Annotated in this window: 22 protein-coding genes; 4 read left to right on the top strand and 18 right to left on the bottom strand. The window is 65.6% G+C overall.

Going from position 1 to position 25,754, the window contains the following annotated elements:
• Positions 1–19: 19 nt before the first annotated feature.
• From rfbC to DIR46_RS19200, 5 genes are all read right to left on the bottom strand, one after another.
• Entirely contained in the window at positions 20–565 is a 546-nt protein-coding gene (rfbC, locus tag DIR46_RS19220) for a dTDP-4-dehydrorhamnose 3,5-epimerase (RefSeq protein ID WP_162819575.1), read from the bottom strand.
• Positions 565–1,455, bottom strand: coding sequence for a glucose-1-phosphate thymidylyltransferase RfbA (gene rfbA, locus DIR46_RS19215; protein ID WP_109346669.1), 891 nt, complete (start codon positions 1,453–1,455; stop codon positions 565–567). The genes rfbC and rfbA overlap by 1 nt, the downstream gene beginning before the upstream one ends.
• The gene (gene rfbD / locus DIR46_RS19210) at positions 1,452–2,357 is read right to left on the bottom strand and encodes a dTDP-4-dehydrorhamnose reductase (RefSeq protein ID WP_109346668.1); all 906 of its coding nucleotides are present in this window, start codon (positions 2,355–2,357) and stop codon (positions 1,452–1,454) included. Before rfbD ends, rfbA begins: the two co-directional genes overlap by 4 nt.
• Positions 2,354–3,430 carry a dTDP-glucose 4,6-dehydratase gene (rfbB, locus tag DIR46_RS19205; RefSeq protein WP_109346667.1) on the bottom strand — a complete coding sequence of 359 codons (1,077 nt, stop codon included), beginning with the start codon at positions 3,428–3,430 and terminating at the stop codon, positions 2,354–2,356. The genes rfbD and rfbB overlap by 4 nt, the downstream gene beginning before the upstream one ends.
• A gap of 164 nt (positions 3,431–3,594) precedes the next feature.
• Positions 3,595–6,171: an EAL domain-containing protein gene (locus DIR46_RS19200; protein WP_109346666.1), complete on the bottom strand. Its 2,577-nt coding sequence runs from the start codon at positions 6,169–6,171 to the stop codon at positions 3,595–3,597.
• A gap of 309 nt (positions 6,172–6,480) precedes the next feature.
• Between DIR46_RS19200 and DIR46_RS19195 the strand changes: the two genes are divergently transcribed.
• Positions 6,481–7,530, top strand: a complete 1,050-nt coding sequence (locus DIR46_RS19195) for a M35 family metalloendopeptidase (protein WP_109346665.1) — start codon at positions 6,481–6,483, stop codon at positions 7,528–7,530.
• A gap of 75 nt (positions 7,531–7,605) precedes the next feature.
• Here the strand turns inward: DIR46_RS19195 and DIR46_RS19190 are convergent, their stop codons facing one another.
• The 6 genes from DIR46_RS19190 to flhF all read right to left on the bottom strand — a co-directional run bounded on the left by DIR46_RS19190 (position 7,606) and on the right by flhF (position 12,683).
• Positions 7,606–8,109, bottom strand: a complete 504-nt coding sequence (locus tag DIR46_RS19190; protein ID WP_109346664.1) for a hypothetical protein — start codon at positions 8,107–8,109, stop codon at positions 7,606–7,608.
• A gap of 97 nt (positions 8,110–8,206) precedes the next feature.
• A complete protein-coding gene (gene motD / locus DIR46_RS19185; RefSeq protein ID WP_109346663.1) occupies positions 8,207–8,962 on the bottom strand; it encodes a flagellar motor protein MotD in 756 nt (251 codons plus the stop codon).
• Between the two features lie 15 nt (positions 8,963–8,977).
• On the bottom strand, positions 8,978–9,721 hold the full coding sequence (locus DIR46_RS19180; RefSeq protein WP_109346662.1) for a flagellar motor protein: 744 nt from the start codon (positions 9,719–9,721) through the stop codon (positions 8,978–8,980).
• Complete coding sequence (locus tag DIR46_RS19175; protein ID WP_109346661.1) at positions 9,703–10,431, bottom strand: RNA polymerase sigma factor FliA; 729 nt, start codon at positions 10,429–10,431, stop codon at positions 9,703–9,705. The genes DIR46_RS19180 and DIR46_RS19175 overlap by 19 nt, the downstream gene beginning before the upstream one ends.
• Before the next feature lie 46 nt (positions 10,432–10,477).
• Entirely contained in the window at positions 10,478–11,299 is an 822-nt protein-coding gene (locus tag DIR46_RS19170; protein ID WP_109346660.1) for a MinD/ParA family ATP-binding protein, read from the bottom strand.
• Entirely contained in the window at positions 11,292–12,683 is a 1,392-nt protein-coding gene (gene flhF / locus DIR46_RS19165; protein ID WP_109346659.1) for a flagellar biosynthesis GTPase FlhF, read from the bottom strand. Before flhF ends, DIR46_RS19170 begins: the two co-directional genes overlap by 8 nt.
• 625 nt (positions 12,684–13,308) lie before the next feature.
• Here flhF and DIR46_RS19160 point away from each other — a divergent pair.
• The gene (locus DIR46_RS19160) at positions 13,309–14,259 is read left to right on the top strand and encodes a fasciclin domain-containing protein (protein WP_229446314.1); all 951 of its coding nucleotides are present in this window, start codon (positions 13,309–13,311) and stop codon (positions 14,257–14,259) included.
• Positions 14,260–14,323: 64 nt separating this feature from the next.
• Here the strand turns inward: DIR46_RS19160 and flhA are convergent, their stop codons facing one another.
• From flhA to DIR46_RS19145, 3 genes are all read right to left on the bottom strand, one after another.
• Entirely contained in the window at positions 14,324–16,441 is a 2,118-nt protein-coding gene (gene flhA / locus DIR46_RS19155; RefSeq protein WP_109346658.1) for a flagellar biosynthesis protein FlhA, read from the bottom strand.
• Between the two features lie 21 nt (positions 16,442–16,462).
• Positions 16,463–17,632 carry a flagellar biosynthesis protein FlhB gene (flhB, locus tag DIR46_RS19150; protein ID WP_109346657.1) on the bottom strand — a complete coding sequence of 390 codons (1,170 nt, stop codon included), beginning with the start codon at positions 17,630–17,632 and terminating at the stop codon, positions 16,463–16,465.
• Between the two features lie 132 nt (positions 17,633–17,764).
• Positions 17,765–19,054 (bottom strand): MraY family glycosyltransferase, encoded by a 1,290-nt coding sequence (locus tag DIR46_RS19145; protein ID WP_229446313.1) that lies wholly within the window; start codon positions 19,052–19,054, stop codon positions 17,765–17,767.
• A 347-nt stretch (positions 19,055–19,401) separates the two neighbouring features.
• On the opposite strand from DIR46_RS19145, the gene DIR46_RS19140 reads away from it, so the two are divergent.
• A complete protein-coding gene (locus tag DIR46_RS19140; protein ID WP_229446312.1) occupies positions 19,402–20,532 on the top strand; it encodes a hypothetical protein in 1,131 nt (376 codons plus the stop codon).
• Positions 20,533–20,641: 109 nt separating this feature from the next.
• Here the strand turns inward: DIR46_RS19140 and DIR46_RS19135 are convergent, their stop codons facing one another.
• From DIR46_RS19135 to DIR46_RS19125, 3 genes are all read right to left on the bottom strand, one after another.
• Positions 20,642–21,640 (bottom strand): fumarylacetoacetate hydrolase family protein, encoded by a 999-nt coding sequence (locus DIR46_RS19135; protein WP_109346654.1) that lies wholly within the window; start codon positions 21,638–21,640, stop codon positions 20,642–20,644.
• Between the two features lie 37 nt (positions 21,641–21,677).
• On the bottom strand, positions 21,678–22,814 hold the full coding sequence (locus DIR46_RS19130) for a phospholipase A (protein ID WP_109346653.1): 1,137 nt from the start codon (positions 22,812–22,814) through the stop codon (positions 21,678–21,680).
• A gap of 141 nt (positions 22,815–22,955) precedes the next feature.
• Positions 22,956–23,672 carry a pseudouridine synthase gene (locus DIR46_RS19125; RefSeq protein ID WP_109346652.1) on the bottom strand — a complete coding sequence of 239 codons (717 nt, stop codon included), beginning with the start codon at positions 23,670–23,672 and terminating at the stop codon, positions 22,956–22,958.
• A gap of 256 nt (positions 23,673–23,928) precedes the next feature.
• On the opposite strand from DIR46_RS19125, the gene DIR46_RS26735 reads away from it, so the two are divergent.
• Entirely contained in the window at positions 23,929–24,351 is a 423-nt protein-coding gene (locus DIR46_RS26735) for a hypothetical protein (protein ID WP_162819574.1), read from the top strand.
• A gap of 392 nt (positions 24,352–24,743) precedes the next feature.
• Here DIR46_RS26735 and DIR46_RS19120 read toward each other — a convergent pair whose 3' ends face one another.
• Positions 24,744–25,745 carry a S49 family peptidase gene (locus DIR46_RS19120; protein WP_109346651.1) on the bottom strand — a complete coding sequence of 334 codons (1,002 nt, stop codon included), beginning with the start codon at positions 25,743–25,745 and terminating at the stop codon, positions 24,744–24,746.
• Positions 25,746–25,754: the final 9 nt, after the last annotated feature.

Raw genomic sequence — 25,754 nt, 5'->3', positions numbered from 1 at the left:
AAGGTTCCGGAGCGGTGCGTCAGTCGAACAGTTCGGCCGCTGCAAATGGCAGGCCCTGGCGATCCTTGGCCGACACGACCGGCGCGGACGTGCGCGGCCACCCGATTGCCAGGTGGCGATCGTCCCAGGCGATGCAGCGCTCGTGCTCCGGCGCATAATAGTCGGTCGCCTTGTAGACCGTCTCGGCGCTGGCGGACAGCACGATGAAACCGTGAGCGAAACCTTCGGGCACCCACATCTGCGCCCGGTTTTCGGCGCTGAGCACCTCGCCCACCCAATGGCCGAAGGTTGGCGACGAGCGGCGCAGATCGACCGCCACGTCGAACACGCTTCCGCTCACGACGCGCACCAGCTTGCCTTGCGCCTGCCGGACCTGGTAATGCAGGCCGCGCAGCACATTGCAGGCCGAACCGGAATGGTTATCCTGGACAAACGCTACTCTGCGGCCCACCGCCGCATCGAAGAGATCCTGGCGAAAGCTCTCGTAGAAGAAGCCGCGCTCGTCGCCGAATGAACGGGGAACGATGCGCAAGACGTCGGGGATCGCCAGCCGCGTAATCTCCATCAGAGTCCTTCTTTTGCCGTGCGCAACAGATACTGTCCATAGCTGTTGCCCTTCATCGACGACGCCAGTGTCTCGAGCTGCCGCGCATCGATCCACCCTTTGCGAAAGGCAATCTCTTCGGGGCACGACACTTTCAGGCCCTGGCGCCGCTCGATCGTGGCGATGAACTGGCTGGCGTCGAGGAGCGATTCGTGCGTACCGGTATCGAGCCAGGCATAGCCACGCCCCATGACTTCCACGTTCAGCTTGCCCATCTTTAGATACGCGCGATTCAGGTCGGTGATCTCGAGTTCGCCCCTGGAAGACGGCTTCAGGTCGCGCGCCATCGCCACGACGTCGCGGTCGTAGAAGTACAAGCCCGTGACGGCATAGTTCGAACGCGGCACGGCCGGCTTTTCCTCGAGGGTGACCGCCTTGCCTTCGCTGTCGAACTCGACCACGCCATAGCGCTCGGGATCCTGGACATGGTAGGCGAATATGCTCGCGAGGTCGTGACGCGCGTTGGCCCGCTCGAGCATCGGATGAAGATTGTGACCGTAAAACAGGTTGTCGCCCAATACCAGCGCCGAAGGCGCGTCGCCGAGGAAGTGTTCGCCGATGAGGAAAGCCTGCGCCAGGCCATCGGGCGATGCCTGCACCGCGTACGAGAGATTCAGTCCCCAGCGCGCACCGTCACCCAGCAATTGCTGGAAACGCGGCGTATCCTGCGGCGTTGAGATGATCAGGATGTCGCGAATCCCGCCCAGCATCAGCGTGCTCAGCGGGTAATAAATCATCGGCTTGTCGAACACCGGCAATAACTGCTTGGAGATCGCCAGCGTGGCCGGATGCAGGCGGGTGCCGCTGCCGCCAGCCAGGATGATGCCCTTGCGTTTCTTGGGTTCGCTCATAGGTTTCCTTGCGCCGCCAGCTCGGCGATCATGCGGTTCACGTGATAGCGCCAGTCGGGCAGCACCAGGCCGAAACCCGCGCAGAACTTGCTGCAATCCAGGCGTGAATTCGCCGGTCGCACGGCCGGCGCCGGAAAGGCGCTGGCAGCGATCGGCTGCACGCGATCCGGCCCGGCCTTCAACACCGCGCCGTGCGCCTGCGCCTGCGCCAGCACATGCCTGGCATACGCGTGCCAGGTGGCGCTGCCGCTTGCGGCGAGGTGGTAGGTACCGGACAGCCGCAACGCCGCATCCCCCAGGGCCGCGATACGATGCAGCGCCAGCGCCGTGGCATCGGCCAGCAGCTCGGCGCCGGTCGGGGCGCCGTGCTGGTCGGCCACCACGCTCAGGGTCTCGCGCTCCTTCGCCAGGCGCAGTATGGTCCTGGCAAAATTGCCGCCGCGCGCAGCGAATACCCAGCTGGTGCGCAGGATCAGGTGCCTGGCGCCGCTGGCGCGGATCCGCTCCTCGCCCTCGGCCTTGGTGCGGCCATACACCGACAACGGATTGGCAACGTCGGTCTCGACCCACGCGCCCACCTTCGAGCCGTCGAACACGTAGTCGGTCGAATAATGCACCAGCCAGGCGCCTTGCGCGGCCGCCTCTTCGGCCAGGACGCCGGGCGCGACCGCATTGCAAGCGTGCGCGGCGTGCCGGTCGCTCTCGGCCTCGTCCACCGCCGTGTAGCCCGCGGCATTGACGATGACGTCGGGAGCGACAGCGCGCACCAGCGCGCGCAGCGCCCCGGGGTCGGCAAAATCGCCTTCGCCACGGCCACACGCACGCAGTTCGCCCAGCGGCGCCAGTGCACGCTGCAGTTCCCAGCCAACCTGGCCGTCCTTGCCGAGCAACAAGATCTTCATGCGGCCGGCCGCCCATCGGCATATTGCCGGTCGATCCACTCGCGGTAGCCGCCGCTGGTGACGTTGCGCACCCATTCGCCATTGGCCAGATACCACCCGACCGTCTTGCGGATGCCGGTCTCGAAGGTTTCGGCCGGTCGCCAGCCCAGCTCGCGTTCCAGCTTGCCGGCGTCGATCGCGTAGCGGCGGTCGTGTCCGGGACGGTCCTTCACGAAGGTCATCTGGGTCGCGTAAGACGCGCCATCGGCGCGCGGACGCAGCTCGTCCAGGATCGCGCACAAGGTGCGCACCACGTCGATATTCGCCTTCTCGTTGCAGCCGCCAACGTTGTAGGTCTCGCCCAGCCGGCCTGCGGCCAGCACGCGGCGGATGGCGCTGCAGTGGTCGAGCACGTACAGCCAGTCGCGGATCTGCCGGCCGTCGCCATAGATCGGCAGCGGCTTGCCGGCCAGCGCATTGTGGATCACCAACGGGATCAGTTTTTCCGGGAAGTGGAACGGGCCGTAATTGTTCGAGCAATTGGTGGTCAGCACCGGCAAGCCATAGGTATGGTGGTAGGCGCGCACCAGGTGGTCCGACGCCGCCTTGCTGGCCGAGTATGGGCTGTTCGGTTCGTAGCGGTTCTGCTCGTTGAACGCCGGCGCATCGCCCGACAGCGAGCCGTACACTTCATCGGTGGAGACGTGCAGGAAGCGAAATGCCGACTGCGCGGCCGGCTCCAGGCCGTTCCAGTAGGCGCGCACCGCTTCGAGCAGCTGGAAGGTGCCGACGATATTGGTCTGGATAAAGGCGCCCGGGCCCTCGATCGAGCGGTCGACATGGCTTTCGGCCGCGAAATTGAGCACCGCGCGAACCCGGTGTTCGGCCAGCAGGCGGCCTACCATGGCGCCATCGCCGATGTCGCCGCGCACGAAGTGGTGGCGCGGGTCGCCTTCGAGGCTGGCGAGGTTCTGGAGATTGCCTGCGTAGGTCAGCTTGTCGAGGTTGACGACTGGCTCGTCATGCCGCGCCAGCCAGTCGATGACGAAGTTCGAGCCGATGAAGCCCGCTCCGCCCGTCACGAGGATGGTCATTCCTGCGGTTCCTGGTAAAGGTGTACATGGTCAGATGGCGCCAGGGCGCCTGCCTGACCCCTGAATCATCGCACCATTTTCGGGGCGATATAGCTCAATTGTCAATCCAGCTGCCGCTTGGCCGCGGGCGACGCCCACTTTGCGTGGCGGGCGGACCTTCCGGTCTACGCCGCCTCCGCCGCCTTCAACAACGCCTCGATCCCCTGCGGCTCCACCGGCCTGCTGAAACAATACCCCTGCATCTGATCGCACCCATGCGCGTGCAGGAAGGCGAGCTGCTCCGACGTTTCCACCCCTTCCGCGATCACGTTCAGCTTCATCGAATGCGCCAGCGCGATCACCGCATTGACGATCGCGGCGTCGTCCGCGTCCTGGGTCAGGTCGCTGACAAAACTGCGGTCGATCTTCAGGCTGTGGATCGGAAAGCGCTTCAGACTCGCCAGGCTCGAATACCCGGTCCCGAAATCGTCGATCGCCAGCTGCACGCCCATGTTCGCCAGCCTGGCCATGGTCTCGGCGGCGGCGGCCGGGTTCTGCATCAAGACGCTTTCAGTGATCTCCAGCGTCAGCCAGCGCGGATCGCAGCCGGTTTTCGCCAGCAGCGCGGCCACGCGCTGGGCCACGTCCTGGCCCAGGAACTGGCGCGCCGACAGGTTCACGCTCACGCGCACCGGCGGCAGGCCGCGGCGCAGCCAGGCCACCTGCTGCGCCATCGCGGTCTCCAGCACCCATTCGCCGATCGGGACGATCAGGCCGGTCTCTTCGGCCAGCGGAATGAAGTCCGACGGCGCCACCATCGGCTGGCCGTGCGGTTTCCAGCGCAGCAGCGCTTCCACCCCGCTCACGTTGCCGGTCACGATGTCCACCACCGGCTGGTAGTGCAGCAGGAATTCCTGGCGCTGCAGCGCGCGTTGCAGCGCGCCTTCCATGCGCAGGTGCTCCACCGACTGCGCGCCCATGTCGGCCATGTAGAAGCTGTAGTGGTTGCCGCCCGTGCCTTTTGACTGGTACATGGCGCTGTCGGCGCACTTGAGCAGGGTCGCGGCGTCCAGGCCGTCGCGCGGGTACATCGCGATGCCGATCGAACCGGTCGGGAAGACTTCCTGGCCGCACAGCAGCAGCGGCTGGAACAGGTTATCCAGCAGCTTCTGCGCCACCGTGGCGGCATCGGTTTCGCCCGCCAGTTCGGGCAGCACCACCACGAATTCGTCGCCGCCCTGGCGCGCCACCGTGTCGCTCTCGCGCAGGCTGCTCGCCAGGCGGCGCGCGATCTCGACGATCATCTTGTCGCCGGCGTCATGGCCCAGGCTGTCGTTGACGTGCTTGAAGCGGTCCAGGTCGATGAACATCACCGCCACCTGCGTGCCGGCGCGGTGCGCGTGGACGATCGCTTGCCCCAGGCGGTCCTGCAGCAGCACCCGGTTCGGCAAGCCGGTCAGCGCGTCGTGGTTGGCCATGCGCAGCAGCGCTTCCTCGGCGCTCTTGCGGCGCGAGATGTCCTCGACCACCGAGATGAAGCGCTGGTTGCCGTTGGCGTCGCGCATCGTCGAGACGCTGATGTTCACCCAGATCGGCGTGCCGTCGCGCCGCAGCAGGCGCCGCTCGCGCTGGTAGTCGCCGATCTCTCCGGCGCGCAGGCGCTTGATCAGCGCCAGCTCGTCGGGCAGGTCGTCTTCGTAAGTCAGTTGCTGGAAGAAGCGCTGCAGCAGCTCCACCTCGCTGAAGCCAAGGATCTGCGCCATCTTGCGGTTCACGCGCAGCAGGCGTCCGTCCGGGCCCAGCAGCACGATGCCCACCGCGGCCTGGCTGAAGGTGAGCCGGAAGAATTCCTCGCTCTCCTGCAGGCGCAGGCGCGCCTTGCGGCGGAAGGTGATGTCCTGGCCGATCAGCAGCAGCATGTGGCCGCCGGCCTGCCGGGTGCGCCGGATGGTGAACTCGACGTAGCGCACGCCGTCGGCACGGCCGTCCAGCGTCACCAGCACATTGTCTTGCGGCGCGCCGGTATGCAGCGCCTCGTCGACGCGCGCCGCCAGCCCGGCGTCGGGCAGCCATTCCTCGAGCGGGCGCCCGGCCGCGGCCGCCTCTTCGGGCGCGCCGATCAGGTCGGCCATCGTGCGGTTCATCGAGCGTACCTTGCGGTCGGCGTCCACCACCACCAGGCCGGCCGGCATGCCGTCGATGACTTGCTCCAGGTAGTCGCGGTTCTGGCGCACGTTGCGCTGGTCGGCGTGGGCATAGGTATCGAGCGCCAGCCCCATGTCGAAGCAGACCACCTTCAGCACCGCATCCCAGGCCTCGATGAAACGCACCGGGTCATGGTGCAGCTTCTGCCACAGCATGCTGGATAGCTCGGACAGGTATTTGCGGTAGGCGCCGATATACCATTTCGGGTCGAGCCCGATGCGCTGGTGGGCCGCGCCCACGCGCAGGCGCTCGTGGATGTAGGCCGCGCCGTAGTCGCCGGACGTCAGGCTGCTGAAATAGCCGGCCTGCGCGCGCCGCAGGCGCGCCGTGGTCTCGCCATCGGCCAGCAGCTCGCGCATGCGCGGGAAGGCCAGCAGGTGCGCGTAAAAACTGTCGGAGAAGGTGTCGCGCTCGTGGTCCAGCAGCTCGTGCACCTCGCGCAGGATGGCGGCGTCGCGCTCGTCGAATTGCAGGAAACTCCGGCGCGCCGCGATTTCCTCGTCGTCCAGGCCGATTTCTCGCGCCAGGGCGTCGATCATTTCCCGGGTTTCCCTCATGCCGTCCTCCGCGCCTGCAAGAACCGCACCGACCTGGTCGTACCACTGCTCGTCTGGGTAATCATGGGAAACGCCTCTGGCCAATCATCTTGACCAAGAATTAATAACCTGCTGGATATCTTAGTTGCATGATAGCAAATAGCTTCCTGGCGGTCCGTCATTGATTCATGATCTGTTGTTTATTTGTCTTAGTATCCGCCAGCCCATTGACCTCGTTTAAGAAGAGAAGCGATGGACGTTGCACCAGAACAAGATGCGGCGCATGGATGGGGTGACAGTGGGGAATCGCCATCATTTCTGGAGCCTGCCATGTCCCCCCACCCTATCCTTCCGTCGGCCGCCGTCGCGGCCCTGGTGCTGTCGCTTACCTGCGGCGGCGCAACCGCCGTCGAGGTCACCGTCACCCCGGTGAAGCCCACCGTCGAGCGTGGCGACGACGTGATGGTGCGCGTCACCCTCACCAACACGACCGGCGCCACAGCGCACCTGCTGCGCTGGCGCACGCCGCTGGATGGGGTGGAAGCGCCCTTGTTCGAGGTGCGGCGCGACGGCCAGCCCGTGCGCTACCTCGGCCGGCGCATCAAGCGCGCGGCGCCCGGCCCGTCGGACTACGTGCGCCTGGATCCCGGCGCCTCGCTCAGCAAGACGGTGGAGCTGTCGCGGCTGTACGAGATGAGCGTGACCGGCAACTACACGATCCGCTACCACAGCGCGGCCATGCCGGCGCCGGGCGCCGGTGTCCAGCCGGTGGTCGGCGAACTGGTGTCGAAGCCGGTCAGCATCTGGGTCGACGGCCGCCTGCCGCGCGGCGCCAAGCCGGCCGGCATGGCGCCGGAACCGGGCGGCGCCGGCCTGAGCTACGCCAACTGCTCGAACGCCCAGCAGGAGCAATTGGTGACAGCGATGGATGCGGGACGCGCGATGACGGTCGACAGCCATGCCTATCTCACCTCGGGCAAGCAGTATGGCGAGCGCTACTCGACCTGGTTCGGCGCACTGGACGCCGCGCGCGGCGCCAAGGTCACGAGCAATTTCACGGCCATCAAGGACGCGTTCGAGAACAAGCCGGTCAGGATCGATTGCGATTGCGACGAGCCGTATTTTGCGTACGTGTATCCGGCGCGGCCGTACACCGTGTGGGTGTGCAGGGCATTCTGGGCCGCGGCCGTGACCGGCACCGATTCGCGCGGCGGCACCCTGCTGCATGAGCTCAGCCATTTCGACGTGGTGGCGGCGACCGACGACCACGTGTACGGCCAGGCCGGCGCCGCCGAACTGGCGAGATCGGCGCCGGAGCGGGCGATCAACAACGCCGATTCACATGAGTATTTTGGGGAGAATACGCCGGTGCAGCAATGATGGCGGACACCGGATGTTCGATACCCGTAGGGTGGACGGCTGCGCCATCCACCCTACGTTTCAGAAAACGATGATCTAGCGCTGCGTAAACGAAAACTTCACCGGAATCGCCGGACTGCTCTTGATGCTGGCCGCATCGAGCTTGCCCAGGCTGGACAGCCACGGCCCCGCATAGCGGATTTCGTAGCTATGCTGCCCCGGCTTGAACGCATAGGCCTGGGTGATGTCGATCGTGTTCAGGTGGGTGGTCTGCGGCTTGACCTCGAGGTAGTCGGCCGGGCCCGGCGCGGCGCGCTTGACCATGCGGCCGGTATAGGCCAGTTCTTCCCCGGGTGTGCGCAGGTTGAAGCGCGGGGCGGTGAGGTCGTCGCCCAGGGCGATCTCGCGCGGGATCCATACCGACTGGTCGCCGCGGTTCTCGATCAGCACCCGCACCTTGACCGACTTGGCGCCGGTCTCCACCTCGAGCCGGTGATGCACGTTCACCTTGGCCTCCACGGCCTTGACCGCGCCGACCAGGCCGCCCAGCGCCAGCAACGTCGCCAGCACAGCTGCCGGCATGCTTCGTTTGACATGCATTTCGCCTCCTCCCGACACGGGGCCATCACGGTTTGACAAGCCGCCGCCGCGAATGCGGCAACGGCCTTCCGATTATGACATGAGATCTCGTTCTGGTTCAGGGCAGTATGTTACCGCCTGTTTCAGGCAGGGCCGCCAGGATGGTCACCGCCACCCGCCGGTTGCGGGTCTGCCCGGCGATGTCGGTATTCGGCGCGACCGGCCGCGTGTCGGCAAAGCCGATCGCCGACAGCCGCGCCGGCGGCAGGCCGTTGTCGATGAACAGCCGCACCACGCTCGATGCGCGCGCGGTCGACAGCTCCCAGTTCGACGGATACACCGGGCTGGCGATCGGCACGTCGTCGGTATGGCCCTCGACCTCGATGCGGTGGGTATCGTCCTTCAAGAGGCCCGCCACGGCGCCCAGCACTTCGCGCGCTTCCGGGTCGAGCAAGGCCTGGCCCTGCTCGAACAGCACGCTGGCATTGATCTCGACGCTGATGCCGCGCGCATTCTGGGTCACCCGCACCTGGCCCGATTTCACCAGCGGCAGCAGGGTCGCCGACAGCTCGCGCGCCATCACGCCCATGCGCTCCTGCTCGCGGCGGGCGGCCTCGTTGCGCTTGCGGTTGATGATGTGCGACAGCGGCAGCACCGGCTCGACGTTGGTATTCACCTGGGTCGCCGCGCCGCGTCCGCCGAAGGCGTCCCCCAGGGCGTCCGACAGCACCTGGTACTTGCCCTCGTTGACGATCGAGATCGCGTACATCACCACGAAGAAGGCGAACAGCAAGGTGATCAGGTCGGCGTAGGAGATCAGCCAGCGCTCGTGGTGTTCCTGCGGGACGTCGTCGTCGTAGCGCTTGCGGGCCATGACCTGGGTCCCCCGTCAGTGGCGCGCCAGCAGGCTGGCGACGCGTTCGTCGACCACGCGGCCGTGGTCGCCGCTGGCCAGGTCGGCGAAGACTTCGGCCAGGATCTCGTACTGCGAGACCCGGTCGTTGACGATCGCCTTGAGCTTGTTGCCGACCGGGTAGAAGAACAGGTTGGCCAGGCCGACGCCGTACACGGTCGACACGAAAGCGACCGCGATGCCGGAACCCAGGCGCGCCGGGTCGGACAGGTTTTCCATCACATGGATCAGGCCCAGCACGGCGCCCAGGATGCCGATCGTCGGCGCGTAGCCGGCCGCCGATTCCCAGATGCGCGCCGCCTGTCGCTGGGCGAATTCATAGCCGTTGATCTCGTGTTCCAGCAAACTGCGCAGCTTGTCCGGCGCGATGCCGTCCACCACCAGGCGCAGGCCCTTGGCCACGAACGGGTCGGCCTTGTTCATGTATTGTTCCAGCGACAGCAGGCCGTCGCGACGCGCCGTCTGGCTCCACAGAGTGATGTCGCGCGACAGCTTCTGGCGCCCGTTCTTGGGCGGCACGAAGACCCAGCGCAGCATGCCGAGGCCGCGCAGGAAGGTGCGCGGCTCGCTCTGCAGCAGCACGGCGCCGAAGGTGCCGACGACGACGATGGCGAAGGCGGCCGGCTGCATCAGCGATGCAAACCTGCCGCCGTCGAGCGTGTAGCCGAGGAAGATGCCGGCGATCGCCAGCACCAGGCCGCCTACGCTGGCCCAGTCCATATATGCTCTCGCAAGGTGGTGCGCAGGCGCGCGACGGCCTGGGTGTGCAGCTGCGACACCCGCGATTCACTGACGCCCATGACGGCGCCGATTTCCTTCAGGTTCAGCTCCTCTTCGTAATACAAGCCCATCAAGAGCTTCTCGCGCGGCGGCAGGTTGTCGATGGCCTCGATCACCGCGTGGCGGAAATCGGTTTCCATCAGGCCGCGCAAGGGGTCGCTGTCGTCCACCGCGTAGCGGTCGAGGAAGTTGCCGTCGCCGTCGTCGTCATGAAAATCTTCGTAATAGAGCAGCTGGTGGCCGCCCGAGTCGGCCAGCATGTCCTGGTAATCCTCGAGCGAGAGCTTGAGCGACTTGGCCACCTCGGATTCGCTCGGCGGCCGGCCCAGGCGCTGCTGCAGCTCGTGCATCGCGCTCTCGACCTTGCGCATGTTCTGGCGCGTACTGCGCGGCATCCAGTCGCTGCTGCGCAGCTCGTCGAGCATGGCGCCGCGGATGCGCAGCACCGCATAGGTCTCGAACTGGGCGCCGTGGTTGTCTTCGTAGCGGTTGATGGCATCCAGCAGGCCGATCATGCCGGCTTGTACCAGGTCATCCACTTCCACCGAAGGCGGCAGCTTGGCCTTCATGTGGTGGGCAAGGCGCTTTACCAACGGCATATGCTCCGTCAGCAAAGAATTCTTGTCCGCTTTCCCTTTGACCGTGTACATGCTGGTGTCAGTCTTCTCTCTACGTGTGTGCTATTGCCGATGTCGATTACGAACCAAAGTGGGCCGCGCTCCCCTGCCTGCCGAACTGCGGCATGGCGTGCAGCGCGAACTTGCCTGCCAGCTGGCGAAACGCCACCGACGCGCCGGCCAGCGGGAAGGCGTCGACCACGGCCCGGCCCAGGCGCGCGGCCCGGTGCAAGTACTCGTCGGCCGGTACCGAGCCCATGAAACTGAGCTTGACGGCAAGGTAACGTGTTGCTGCTGCTGACATATTATCGTATACCACCTTGGCCTCAGCCTCTGTCGCACCGGTAACAAGGATGCCGAACGGGCGCCGGCCCAGTTGCTGCGACAGCCGCTTGACCAGCGAGTAGGCATTCGTGATCGACGCCGCGCTGGTGGACACCTGGACCACGATCTCGGAATCGCTCATCGAAGCCAGCGGGAAATCGCCGTCCGGGCCGAGCTCGGCGTCGACGATCACGATGCCGGATTGCAGCGCCAGCACGTCGAAGGTATTGCCCAGGCGGCGCGCCTCGGCCGCCGTCGCGGGAGCGCCCATCGGCACCACCGAGAAGCCTTGCGGCGCCGGGCGGATCACCTGGTTCAATGCGCTTTCCTGGCGCGCCACCTGCAGCAGCGAGGCGCTGCGGTTCATGCCGAGCCGGCGCGCGACGCCGTATTCCACTTCGCAGGCATCGACGATCAGCACGTCGTTGCCGGTCTGGGCCAGCGAGGCGCCCAGGTTGACCAGCATGGCGCCCTTGTCGTCTTCAGGCGTGGCCGAGAGGAAGGTGACCACGCGCGGACGCGGGCCCTGCAGCATGCGACGCAGGCCTTCGGCCTGGTCGAAATCGAAACTAGCCAAGGTTCACCTCGCGCGCGCCAGCGGTTTGTGCAGCGGCCATCATCAGCGGCATGTCTGCGTCGGCAGTTGCATTGCCGCGGTTGCGGAAGGCGCGGTCGACCAGCAGGGCGCGGTCGGCCACGTGCAGGTCTTCCGGCACGCGCTGGCCGTTCGAGATGTAGTGCAGGTTCAGCTTCTGGCGGATCACGACGTCGAGCACGCCGCCGATCGATGCGGCTTCGTCCATCTTGGTCATGATGGCGCCGTGCAGGCCGCTGCCTTGGTAGGCGCGCACCACTTCGTTCAGCGTCTCGCCCGTCGAGGTCGAGTTCAGGCACAGCAGGCGCTTCACGTCGGCGCCCGAGCCGGACAGCATGGCGACCTGCTCGGCCACCATGTGGTCGCGCTGCGACATGCCGATGGTGTCGATCAGCACGGTGTGCTTGTTGCGCAGTTCCTTCAGGGCGATGCGCAGGTCGGCTTCGTCCTTCACCGAGTGCACCATCACGCCCAGGATCTTGCCGTAGATGCGCAATTGTTCGTGGCCGCCGATACGGTAGGCATCGGTGGTGATCAGGGCCAGCTTGTCCGGGCCGTGGCGCATCACGCAGCGCGCGGCCAGCTTGGCGGTGGTGGTGGTCTTGCCGACGCCGGTCGGGCCGACCAGGGCGTACACGCCGCCCTGCTCCAGCAGCGCGTCTTCGTTGCCGATGGTGGTCAGGTTACGGGCCAGCACGCTCTTGACCCAGCGCATCGCTTCCGCGGCATCCTTGGTTGCCGGCATTTTTTCAATCAGGAAGCGCGCCAGGGTGGCCGAGAAACCGGCGGCCAGCATCTCGCGCAGCACGGTCGCCTTGTGCGGCTCGCGCTGGGCGGTGGCGTTCCACGACAGTTCGGCCAACTGGGTTTCCATCAGGCCGCGCATGGCGCGGATCTCGCTCATCATGCCGTTCATTTCGGCGGCGGCCGATTCCTTGGCCTGGGCGATCGCGGCGCTCATCATCGAGGTCATGGCGCTCATGTCGATGGCCGGCTCCGCGGCCGGGGCGCGGCGTTCGGCGTAGGTCGGGGCTGGCTCGGCGTAGGCTGGCGCCATCGGCGCGCTTGGCGCGGCCGGGGCGCTGTCCTGCAGGCGGCGCGACAGGAAGGCCGGGGCGGCGGCGGGGGCCGGTGCGGGCGCGAGGTCTTCCAGATGCTGCAGCTGCAGGTTGGGCTTCGGCTGGGCCATTTCCGAGTCAACGGCCGGCGCGGCCAGCGAGGCCACGTCGTCGTTGTCCAGCGCGAGGATCTCGACCTGGCCGTCCACCGGACGGTTGGAGAGGATGACGGCATCCGGCCCCAGGGCTTCGCGCACTTTGCGCAATGCATCTCGGGAAGTTGCTGCCGTAAATTTCTTAACCTTCATCTGGTTCTCCGCGCTTCAATCTGGTTCTGCATGACGGGCACGATGCCTGTCGATAGGAAGCATTATTGACGATGCCCTCAGGAAACCATCAGGGGAAAAGGATGGGGAAAATGGTCTATTTCAGTTGAATCGGTAAAAACGATAGACGATGCCGGGGTGGCAGGCCAGGATTCGCGTCACAGTGGCGGCTGCTGAGCGATCTTTTCCCTCGCGGGAAGGTCCAAGCAGTTGGGCGGAGCGCCTGTCGATGGCGGGCGAAACCATCATGGTCAGACCGGTTCGACGGTTGCAATGCCGTCGACAAGGCCATGCGTCACGCCCCGGCGTCCGGGACTGGCGATTCACGCGCGCATGTCGCCGCCGCCGTCACGCCATCGGTTGACGCGCGTGTCCGGTGCTCCGCCCGCCGTTGCGGACCGCCATGCGGACAAGCCTCGCTTCAATGGTTGAATCGACATTGAACCGGCTTCCAATCGGACGATCTTGTCATTTTCCTGATTGGGAATACAGTCTGTGGCGGGTACCGGTAAGGATCAGCGCGGGTCACCATGATGCATCCGCCATTCCATCATGGTTCATTATCGGTTCAATTGACGACACGTATGTTGACCTTAGGAGAAACAAAATGGATGTCAGGAATTTTCTGAAGGCTGGTCTGGTGTGCGTTGCGCTGGCGGGGCTGGCCGGTTGCGGCAGCGACGATGACGACCCGCAACAAGTCATGGGCAATCTGGCTGAAGTGGCGAACGCGCGAGGATTCACCGCACTGTCGGCGGCCGTGGCCAAGGCGGGCATCGGCACCACGCTGACCGATCCGGGCGCGCAGTTGACCGTCTTCGCGCCAACCGACCAGGCATTCGCCGCCCTGGCCACCCGCCTCGGGTTCACGGACGCCACCGCCATGGTCAACGCACTGCCAGCGAGCGCATTGCGCAGCATCCTGACTTACCATGTCCTCGGAAGCAGGAAGACCGCCGCCGACCTCAGCGCCGGAGGCTCCTCCCAAGCGACGGCCTATGCGTACGCCAACGCACCCGCCACCCTGCGCCTGGACTTCACGGGCGGTGTCAAGATCACCGACGCGGTGCTGACGACCGCGAACGTGGTCACGCCGGACGTCCCGGCCAGCAACGGCGTCATCCATGCGGTCGACAAGGTGCTGGTGCCGCCCGGCGTGCTGAACGTGGTCCAGATGGCCCAGGCCAATCCACAGTTCGATTCGCTGGTACGCGCCGTGGTCGCCGCCGACCTGCAGGGCACGCTGGCGGGAGCCGGTCCGTTCACGGTCTTTGCGCCGACCAACGCCGCTTTTGCCGCGGCCCCGCAAAACCTGACGACGCCGCAGCTGCGGACGGTGCTGACCTACCATGTCATCGGCAGCCAGGTGCTCTCGACCCAGATCCCCTTCGGCGCCCCGGTTGCCACCGTCGCCGGCCAGTCCATCACGATCGCGTCGGGCACGCCCCCCACGATCCGCGACACGACGGCCAACCCCGCGAAGATCGTGGCGGTCGATGTCCGCGCCAGCAATGGCGTGATCCACGTGATCGACAAGGTGCTGATCCCGGCGCTGTGACGACCGTGCGACCCGGCGCGGCTGGCGTACGCCGGCCGCGCGCGGGGGCGGCCGGGGGCCTGGCTTACATCGGCACGCCCACCAGGCTGGTCACCCGAATCGTCTTGGTCTCCGGCACTTCCGCATGCGACAGCACCTTCAGTTGCGGCACGGCGCGGCGCAGGAAGCGCGACAGCAGCACGCGCAGCGGGGCCGGCACCAGCAGCACCGGCGTGTGGCCCATCTGCTCCTGCTGGTTGGCCGAGTTGGCCGCCTGCTGGGCAATGGTGTCGGCCAGGCCCGGCTCGATGCCGGTGCCGTCGCCGCCGGCGCCCATCGCCTGCATCAGCAGACGCTCGAGGCGGTTGTCCAGCGTCATCACCGACAACTCGTTTTCGCCGGGGAACAGCTGCTGGACGATGGCGCGGCCCAGGGCCACACGCACCACGGCGGTCAGTTCCGACGGGTCCTGCGTCATGTTCGCGTGCTCCGACAGCGCCTCGATGATCGAGCGCATATCGCGGATGTGCACACCCTCGACCAGCAGGTTCTGCAGCACTTTCTGCAGGGTCGACAGCGAGACGACTTTCGGCACCAGGTCTTCGACCAGCTTCGGCGTTTCCTTGCCCAGGTGGTCCAGCAGCGCCTGCACTTCCATGCGGCCCAGCAGTTCCGAGGCGTGCATCGTGATCAGGTGGTTCAGGTGGGTCGCCACGACGGTGCCGGCGTCGACCACGGTGTAGCCCATGCTCTGCGCTTCGTCGCGCAGGTTGGCTTCGATCCAGGTGGCCGGCAGGCCGAAGGCCGGATCGGTGGTCACCAGGCCCGGCAGGGTGCCGCTGGCCATGCCCGGATTGATCGCCAGGAACTGGCCGTTCAGCGCTTCGCCGCTGCCCACTTCCACGCCCTTCAGGGTGATGCGGTAGGCCGATGGCTTCAGTTCCAGGTTGTCGCGGATGTGCACCGGCGGCGCCAGGAAGCCCACTTCTTGCGCGAACTTCTTGCGGATGCCCTTGATGCGCTTGAGCAGCTCGCCGCCCTGGTTCTTGTCGACCAGCGGGATCAGCCGGTAGCCGACTTCCAGGCCCAGGGTGTCGACCGGCATGACGTCCTGCCAGGTCGCTTCTTCGCTCTCGGCCGGGGCCGACTTGGTGGCGGCGGCGTCGGCGGCGGCCGCGGCGGCCGCTTCTTCCCTGGCCGGCGCCGCCTTCTGCCGCTTCGAGATCAGGTAGCCGGCGCCGGCCAGCGAACCGCCCAGCAGCAGGAAGACCAGGTTCGGCATGCCCGGGATCAGGCCCAGGCCGCCGACGATGGCGGCGGTGATGTACATCGATTCGGGGCGCGCCATCAGCTGGTTGGTCAGCTGCGAGCTGACGTCTTCGTCGTTGGCGACGCGCGACACGACCATGCCGGCCGCGATCGAAATGATCAGCGAGGGAATCTGGGCCACCAGGCCGTCGCCGATGGCCAGCAGGGTGTACACCTTGGCCGCTTCGCCGACGGCCAGGTCGTGCATCACGACGCCGACGATCAGGCCCGCGACCACGTTGATCACGGTGATCATGATGCCGGCGACGGCGTCGCCCTTCACGTATTTCGAGGCGCCGTCCATGGCGCCGTAGAATTCGGCTTCCTGCGCGACTTCCTGGCGGCGCTTGCGGGCGTCCGCTTCGCCGATCAGGCCGGCGTTCAGGTCGGCGTCGATGGCCATCTGCTTGCCCGGCATCGCATCGAGCGCGAAGCGCGCGCCGACTTCGGCGATGCGGCCGGCGCCCTTGGTCACGACCGAGAAGTTGATGATGGTAAGGATGATGAAGACGACGATACCGACGGTGTAATTGCCGCCGATCAGGAAGTGGCCGAAGGCTTCGACCACCTTGCCGGCGGCGTCGCCGCCCGTGTGGCCTTCGGTCAAAACGATACGGGTGGAAGCGACGTTCAGCGCCAGGCGCAACATCGTGGAGACCAGCAGGATGGCCGGGAAGGCCAGGAAGTCGAGCGGCTTGACCGTATACAGTGCGGTCAGCAGCACGATGATCGACAGCGCGATATTGAAGCTGAAGAACACGTCGAGCACGAAGGCCGGCAACGGCAGGATCATCATCGCCAGCAGCATGATGATCAGGATCGGCGCGGCTGCCGCCTTGCCGCCTCGTGCACCGAGGCCGCTCATCCAGGCTGGCAGTTTCATGCTGTTGGTCATTCAGTTCACTCCGTGTTCAGTTCAATTCGGCCCCCCTGGCTTCGGCGGCGCTTGCGACGCCGGGTTCAGCGGGTCCATCTCGTCAGGCACTTTCAACTTCGTCGGGCGATCCGGGTAATCCCCTTCGCCCTTCCTGTACGCGCGCAGCTGGTAGACATAAGCCAGCACTTCCGCCACCGCCGAGTACAGCTTTTCCGGGATCTCGTCGTCGATATCGGTATGCTTATACAGGGCGCGGGCCAGGGCCGGAGCTTCCATCAGCGTGACCTTGTGTTCCTGGCCCAGCTCGCGGATCTTGGCGGCCACGTCGTCGATGCCCTTGGCCACGACCCGCGGCGCGCCCTTGCCGTCCGTATACTTCAGCGCCACTGCATAGTGGGTCGGGTTAGTGACGATCACATCTGCAGTAGGAACATTTTGCATCATCCGGCCGCGGGCCATTTCGCGCTGCAACTGGCGAATCTTCCCCTTAATCTGAGGATTGCCGTCCGACTCCTTGGATTCCTGGATCATTTCCTGGCGCGTCATTTTCAGTTTGTCTTTCCAGTGCCATAACTGGTAAGGACCGTCGATCAGCGCGATGAAGCCCAGCGCGCCGACGATGAACAGGAAGGATTTGCCGATCATGGCGCCCACGTGGGCGCTGCTTTCGTTGAGCGGTTCGACCGCCAGGCCCAGCATCGCTTCCTTCTGGCCGCTGACGACGATATAGGCCACCACGCCCACCACGATGGTCTTGGCGACCGCCTTGAACAGCTCGACCAGGGCGTTTTTCGAGAACATATTGCCAATACCCTTGATTGGGTTCAGCTTCATGAAGTTCGGCATGAACGCCTTGGACGAGAACAGCCAGCCGCCGATCAGCAGCGGCGAGACCAGGGCGATGACCATGATGGCGCCCGCGATCGGCAGGCAGGCCAGCAGCACGCCCACCAGGTCATTGAGGATGCGTTCGATCAGGATGGCGGGATTGAAGACCTGCTCGCGGTCGAGGGACAGGCCGGACTTGAGCGCCAGGCTCAGTTTACCGACGAGCATGCCGCCAAAGGCCCACAGGCACGCCCCGGCGGTCATCAGCACGGTGAAGGTGGCCAGCTCCCGCGACCGGGGAACGTCGCCTTCCTCGCGCGCCTTCTCGATCTTCCGGGGCGATGCGTCTTCTGTCTTTTCTGCGTCGCTATCTTCCGACATCCCTACTCCGCCAAACTATGTCACATACGCCTTTGTACCGCGCAAGTGAAATTATCGCCGGAATCGCCGTGCGGCCAGGAAGAAAACAGAAGGAGAAACCGCCCGCTGTTTGCGGCAGGCAGACATTGCATGCTACATGCGGCGGCGGACGAAGGCCGGGGCCGGCTGCTCGCGGCCGAGGTCGGACATGGGCGCCGCCTGGTTGGCCGCGCTCGGCTTGGCGACGCGGGCCGACACGATGACCGGGGAAATCACCGGAGAAATCACCGGTGCGGACATCGGAACGATCGGGGCGACCGCCGGCTTGACCACCTTGACGGTGGCCGTGCTGGCCGGCGCCCGCGGGACGGCGGCGATATGGGCCGGAACGCGGCGGCGGGCGCGCCAGGCGGCGACCACCAGGCCGTACACGACCAGGTACAGCGCGAAACTGGCGATCACACCCTGCATCAGCACGTCGGGTGTGCTGGCATGATTGACGGCCAGCGCGGCCGGCACCAGGGCGATGCTCCACGACACCGGCGACACGCAGGCATTGCGCAGCGGCGCCGGCAGCATGCGCAGGTAGCGCGCGGTGATCGCCGTCTTGACCAGGCTGTGCAGGTGCCAGCTGTCCGGATGGCCAGGATGGCGGCGGCACCACAGGCGGCGGCAGATGGTGAACAGGGTTTCGAAGACCGGATAGGCGCAGGCCAGCAGCGGGGCCCAGGCCGAGACCGACGGATTGCGGTAGACGAGCATCACCGACAGCCAGGCCAGCAGGAAGCCCAGCAGGTAGGCGCCACCGTCGCCGAGGAACAGTTTACCAAAAGGGAAATTGACGACGAAGAAGCCGGCCGTCACCGCGCAGATCACGAAACACAGCTGGGCCAGGTGGACGTCGCCGGCGCCCAGGGCGATCAGGCCCAGGGTAGCCAGGCCGATCACGACCGTGCCGCTGGCCAGGCCGTTGAAACCGTCGATGATGTTGACCGCATTGGCCACGCCGCCCACCGCGAAGGCGGTGAACAGCACCGAGAACGGCAGCCAGCCCAGCAGGCCGTCGAGCGGCGCCAGGCCGGTGTATTGCAGGGTGACGCCGGTCAGGAACCAGCAGACCGCGCCGCTGGCCATGGTCGCCAGCAGGCGTGCGCGCACCGACACGGTGCGGGTCAGGTCTTCGGCCAGGCCGAACACGAAGGCCGGCAAGGCGGCCATCAGCACCGGCAGCAGCAGTTCCTGCTGCGCCTGCGGCAGGACGCCCAGCGCCATCCACAGGCCGATCATGATGGCGGCGCCGCCGATGCGCGGGGTCGGGGTGATATGGAATTTCTGCACACCGCGCGTCGCGTCGAGCGAATAGCGCCCGTGCCAGCGTGTGGTGAACACGAGCAGGAGGGAGCAGATCAGCGATGTGGCAAAGCCGATTTCGAGGCCGGCCATGGGAAGGTTATTAATACTCATAGAACCACTTTGTTAACTCGTCAATTCTATCGCATTTCCTGTTGATTTTCCGGCAAACGTGCCCGGCTACGGATTCTATCCCAATGTCACAAATGCTCTGTTCCGTCACGCAAGCCCTTGATTGTGAAAGAACAATTCGACGATTCTAGGGAGATTGCGATCTGACAATCAATCACCCTGAAACTTCTCCTAATATTTCTCGACAAATTGTTACACTTTTTCTTCAGTGACATTTGGATAGATTTATTTCTCGTTCACAAATAAGGTGAACCATGGCCATACATAATCGAAAGCCGCAAACTTTCATTTTCTGCATTGTGTTATGCGTGAGCGTCCTCTACCCGGGGACGGCCCAGCCGCAGGGCGCCCCCTCCCCCGAATTGCTGGAAGCCCGGGCCCGCCTGCTGGAAGCGGAAACCCGCCAGGCGCTGGCCGAGGCCGAGCGCGCCGAACTGCTGGCGCGCCTGCCGCCGGCCCAGGCCAAGGCCTTGAGCGGCAACGTCGATGCAGGCAAGTTTGGCGCCGCCGGCCTGGCGCGCGCCTTCGACCTGGCGTTGGAACTCGCGCTGGAAGTCTGCGCCGGCCTGCCCCAGGATCGCCAGGTCACCCTGTACGACCCGGTCGTCAGCCAGGGCGTGGTGGCGGCCCGCACCGTCGACGGCGCCCTTGCACGCACGGCGCAGGAGTTGGCCGAGCGCAATCTCGAACTGCAACACTACCTTAACGCGCAGACTCCTGAATCGGCTGACCGCCGTGCGGCGATACCGCTGATCTGGCTCACGGCGCCCACGGTATTGCTGCGCGCCGGCGCCGACCTGGCCAGCCTGTTCAAGAGCGACGCCACCTTCACCGGGATTGCCTATGGCGACGGCGCGCGCGCCCTGTTCGCCAGCGCGCTCGCGCGCAGCTGCCCCACCCGCCTCGCCGGACTGGGCGGCTATATGGGCGAACTCGACATCGCGCGGCATGACCGCCTGCTCGAGCGGGTCAGGCTGGTGGGGACTGAACGGTCGGTGCTGGCCCGGCACGCGGCGCGGCTGGAAGTGCTGGCCGACGCCGCCAAGGGCGAGCTCAAGAAGGAACTGCAGGCCGTCGAGGCCGCCGCCAGGGCCCAGCTGAAGGCGGTCGACGCCTTCACCGAGGGCTTGAGGGCAGGCGAGGCCAGCGACAAAAGCCCCCTGTTCACTGCCGCGCGCTACCTCGGCCAGGCCGAACGCAGCGCCGGCGCCCTCGTGCTGGACGTCGACCTGCGGCTGGAAGGCCTGACCCAGGTGCGCGGCAACCTGTTCGGCGGCGAACGCCTGTCCCTGTCCGGCGTGGCCTTCCTGTGGTACCGGCTGCACGAGCCGGACGGCCGGCTGCTGCGCGCCGATGCGCTGCGCCGGATCAGCCGGCCGGTCGAAGTGGAATTACGCGGGAAGCAGGCGGACGACGCATTCTGGCACGCGCAACATTGAATCGTTCGCGGGTATCCGAATATTGCCTGTTTTCCAGGGCTGCCGACCTGCATGCAAACTTGCCCCCCGCCAAGGCGCCCGGCGAGGGCGGGGGCGACGTGCAGGTGTCTCAGGCTGGATCCGGGTGCTTGAGCATCTGCTCGATCGCCCCGAACAACGATTTCCCGTTCTCATCGAGCATCTCGATGCGCACCGTGTCGCCGAACCGCAGATACTGGGTGACGGCTTCGCCGCCATCGATGATTTCCTGCCAGCGCTGCATGGCGATGCTGGCGTAACCCGGCGTGTGGCGGCGCGTCGCGCGGTTCGCCACCACGCCGGCGCCGACGATCGTGCCCGCCGCGACCTTGCGGCTGCCGGCCAGCGCCGCCAGCAATTGCGGGAAATTGAAGGCCATGTCCTCGCCCGCCTCCAGCGTCCCGACCGGATTGCCGTTCCACACCACCCGCAGCGGCAGCGCGGCCTTGCCGCCGCGCCAGGCCTCGCCCAGCTCGTCCGGCGTCACCGCCACCGGCGCGAAAGCGGTTGCCGGCTTCGCATGCAGCGGGCCCAGGCCGGCGGCCCGCTCATCCGCCACCAGGTTCTGCAGGGTGACGTCATTGGCCAGCAGCAACAGGCGGATCTGGCCGTTCGCCTCGTCCGGCGTCGCGCCCTGCGCCACGTCGCCGCTCACCACCACCAGTTCGGCGCCGAAATCGATGCCCCACTCCTCGCGCGCCAGCACCAGCTCTTGCCGGGGGCCGAGGAAGCCGTCGCTTGCCGCCCAGGCCAGCTGCGGCATGTCGCGCCAGGCCGCCGGCAGTTCGGCGCCCGCGGCGCGGCGTTCCAGTTCATGGCGATGCAGGTAAGTCGCGGCAGACACGCGCCCGCTCGCGCGCGGCAGCGGGGCCATGCAGCGGGCCGGGTCGAAGTCGAAGGGACGGCGCGCCTTGCCCTCGTTGAGTTGGCGGTAGAGGGCGTCGAGCTGGGGCGCGATGAAGGCCCAGTCGTCGAGGGCGGCGCGCAGGCTGGGCGCGATGCCGTCGGCGACGTGGGCGGTCCTGAGGTCGCGCGACACCACGGCCAGCTGGCCGTCACGGGTGCCGTCGTCGAGCGTGGCGAGTTTCATGGGCGGGCTCCTGGAATCGAGCCAGCCATTCTACAGGTCAATATTTGACGATGACGCCGACGCCGACGCTGCGCTGGAAGTAGTTATAGTCGATCATGCTCTGGCCATAGCCGGCGAAAGCATTGATATAGCCCTTGACCGGACCGGCGAGCGGGAAGGCCCAGCCGACCTGCACCGCGCCTTTGTCGGTGCTGAAGTTGCGGCGCACCAGGGCCGACAGCTCATGCCCGCCGTTCAGGCGGTAGTTGCCTGCCAGTTCGAAACGACCCATGTAATCGATGATGTCCGGATTGTTGTCGTCGTCGGCCGATTCGTTGACCCGCTTCCAGGCCTTGAGGGTCATGTTCAATGGACCGCGCTCCAGGCCAAGCTGCGCATAGAAACGGTTCCAGCTACGCGACAGTGTCGACGACTGGCCATTCGACTGGTGCACGAAGCCCAGGTTCAGGAAGCGGACATTGATGCCCGCCAGCGCGTAGTCGAGCGGCGTGACGGCCATGACCTCGGGCTGGTAATTGGTTTCGCGGAACGGGCTCGACGCCTCATGGTTGGCCGCCTGCCAGAAGCTGTTCTGGGTATAGCCGAACCAGACGTCGACCGGCATCTCGAACAGCGTCTCGACCAGTTTCATCTTGAAGCTGAGCTGGAATTCGAGCTCGGCCTTCGACAAGCCTTCGGCATCCGGGTCAGCCTCCCAGAAATCGCGGTAAGGCTCTTCGTTCGGACGGTGGGTCCGGGTCGCGATCAGATAGCTCGGGTGGTGAGGACGGAACTTGAACACGCCGCGCTTGTCGCGCGGGTCAAGCTCCCAGTGGCTGCTCAGTGTGTACTGGGATGCGGCCTGTACCACCGGATCGACCGAGGCGGTGCGGTCCACCGCGCTGGTGCGCGGCGCATCGAAGGCGCCCTCGGCCACCGGCGGCGTGGTCGGCACCGGCGGCACGGCGGCCGTCGGGGCGGGCGTGGTCACGGCCGCGGTGACCGGACCGGTACTGGCCGCGGCCGCCGCCTGGCTGGCGGCGACGCCGTCGAAGCAGGCCAGGCGCTGGCTGCCGTCGGCGATGGCGGCGCATTCCGCCAGGGTTTGCGGTGCGGTCTGGGCCAATGCCGGCAAGGCCAGCAGGAGCGGAATCAGGGCGATGGACTGGGGAAGAATCGGGCGATAGGCGTGCATATTTATTGTTCTATATCAAAACGTTCGTGCAGCAACTGATGTTCAGTTGCCATCGCGCGTAAGTGTCGCGGATATTTCTTATCGATGTCGCACGTATTGCATCGAAGCATGCGACTACCGCCGTCCCCGCCCACGGATCGATCAGGCTGGCGCCAGCAGATCGAGCTGAGCTTGGTCGAGGAAGCACCATTCGCCTTCTTCGAGGCCGAGCGATTCCAGGGTCAGGCCGCCGATCTGCGAGCGGTGCAGCGCGCTGCAATGGTTGCCGGCGGCGGCCAGCATCCGCTTGACCTGGTGGTATTTGCCCTGTTCCAGGACGATTTCGAGGGTATGTTCGCCGCGCTGGACGCAGGACACCGCCTTGAGCGGCGCAGGCTCGTCGTTCAGCTGCACGCCGGCCAGCATGTGGGCGACCAGCTCGTCGGTCACCGGCTCGGCGGTCGTGGCCTGGTAGACCTTGGGCACGTGGCGTTTGGGCGAGGACTGGGCGTGGATGAAGGGGCCGTCGTCCGACATCAGCAGCATGCCCGTGGTGTCATGGTCGAGGCGGCCGACCGGCTGCACCTCGCGCCAGGTGAACTGTTCCGGCAGCAGCGTCAGCACGCCCGGATGGTGGCTCGGCTTGCGCGAGCATTCGAAGTTGGCCGGCTTGTGGAGCGCGATGTAGACGTGCTCGCGATAAGGCCATTCTTCGTCGAACACGGTCAGGACCAGGCCGTCGGTCTCGAAAGTGGCCTTGTAGCTGTCGACGGTCTCGCCATTGACGGCGACGTCGCCGTCCTCGATCAGCGCGCGGCAATATTTGCGGGTGCCGAATCCCTGCGATTGCAGGATACGGTCTAGGGACAATTTACTCATGGGCCGAGACTTTACCAGATGCGCAGCCCCCTTGGGAAAGCGTTGCCGGGCAAACCTGTTGGCGTCGTCGGGTACGGGTGTCAGCGAGATCGGACAAATTTGGTAGCGCTACCTCCGACCCAATTTGCATGCGTTCGTTCATTTGAGCAGCGTCAAGCCTTTCGAAATTCGCATTGATAGACTTCAACACGTTAGGAATCCGCCTAACGGCACCTAGGCATCCTCGTGATGGGGAGGCCATAGCCAGAAGATAGGAATGAACGTGAACGACGATCTCGACACAGCTAATGTAAAGCTTTCCGCTCAGGAGTCCCATTGTGCGCGGCAACGGCTCGCCAAGGATCACGCGGCGCTTTTCCCCACCCGACTCGCCATGGCGCGCTGGCGGGGCGGTGGCCTCCCCCACCTTCAAGGCGGCCATCCGCCGTTGCGCGCCGCCTGGTATGCGCGCGCCATGCGCGACCATCAGGCTTGGCTCGACCGTGGCGGCTTTGCCCAGCACGATGAGCTGATGCCCTTGCGAAAGCCGGTGATGTGGCATCCACCACAGATGAGCTTGCCCCAAGGTGGATTGCAGGTCTCACAACAAAACAACCAAACCCCTACGCAGCAGAATTCCCAGCCGCCTTGCCGTTCGGATCGCGATGGCGATTCCCGGCAGTGCGGCACGTGTACCTGAACCGGCACGCCTCCCGGCAGGACGCCGGAGGCACGCAGGTGAGACCGGAAAACAGGGTGACAAAAAAACTGGAAGAGAGCAGCCGTACCGATGAGGTACATCCCGCTGAAGTACATGCCGATGAGGTACATGCCGCTGAAGGACATCCCCGATGAAGTACAAATGGAAACGACGGCCGAGGCCGTCGTTTCCGTTCCTGCGGCAGGCAAGCCATGTGGCCAGCCTCACAGGGACTTACTACCGTGAGGAATTGAATTCTCTCGAAACCGCACCGCGTGCGGTGGATAGCGGGTCGCCGTCCGAGCCGATCGAAGCATTTGCCTCTTGACCCTTGCTGCTCGCGCTACCGTTCCACTATAGCCGCTGGCTGTCGGTATTCAAGTACAAAATATTCAACGCAATTTCGGCACGGCGCCGTGATACGCCGCCTTGACCGCGCTTTCGCCGACCGCGGCGCCAAATTTCTTGAGCACCCGTTCTGGCAAGCCTTCGTGCGCCGTGTAGTCGACGATGTCCTCGGCCTTGACGATGTCGCGCGCCACCGTATCGACCGTGCCGAAGGCGTCGGCCAGGCCCATGTCCACCGCCCTGGCGCCGGTCCAGTACAGGCCGGAGAAGGTTTCCGGAGTTTCCTTCAAACGCTTGCCGCGTCCGGCGCGCACCACCGCGATGAATTGCTGGTGGATCTCGTTGAGCATCTCCTGGGCGTGTTCGCGGTGCTTCGGGGACTGCGGGCTGAACGGATCGAGGAAACCTTTGTTCTCGCCGGCCGTCATCAGGCGCCGCTCGATGCCGAGCTTGTCCATGGTGCCGGTGAAACCGAAGCTGTCCATCAGCACGCCGACCGAACCGACGATCGAGGCCTTGTTGACGTAGATGCGGTCGGCCGCCGAGGCGATGTAGTAACCTCCCGAGGCGCAAATCTCGTCCACCACCACGTACAGGGGTTTGTCGGGATAGCCGCGCTTGAGACGCTGGATCTCGTCCACGATGATGCCGGCCTGCACCGGACTGCCGCCGGGGCTGTCGATGCGCAGCACCACCGCCGCCGAACCGGGATCGGAAAACGCCTTGTTCAGCGAGGGGATCACGGTATCGGCCGCGCCGCTGCCTTCGGCCTCGATTTCGCCGTTGATTTCGATCAGAGCCGTGTGGCGGCCCAGGTTTTCGACGTCGCCGCTGCCGAAATTGAAGTCGTAGTATGCCCACAGCGCCAGCAAGGCGACGGTGAGGAAGCTCAGTTTGAAGAAAATGCTCCAGCGCCGGGCACGGCGCCGCTCCTGGACGGTGGCGAACACCAGTTTCTCGAGCGTTTCGCGCTCCCAGTTGCCGATCGTCGGATTCGATGCGAGCCGGCTGTCGCCGGGGTGGTCATGGCTCGTTTGGTCACTCATAAAGTCGGA

Origin of the sequence: Massilia oculi (assembly GCF_003143515.1) — a bacterium.
GTDB lineage: Bacteria > Pseudomonadota > Gammaproteobacteria > Burkholderiales > Burkholderiaceae_D > Telluria > Telluria oculi.
Note: the sequence above shows the minus strand (reverse complement) of the source record. Positions and strands in the feature narration are given on the sequence as shown.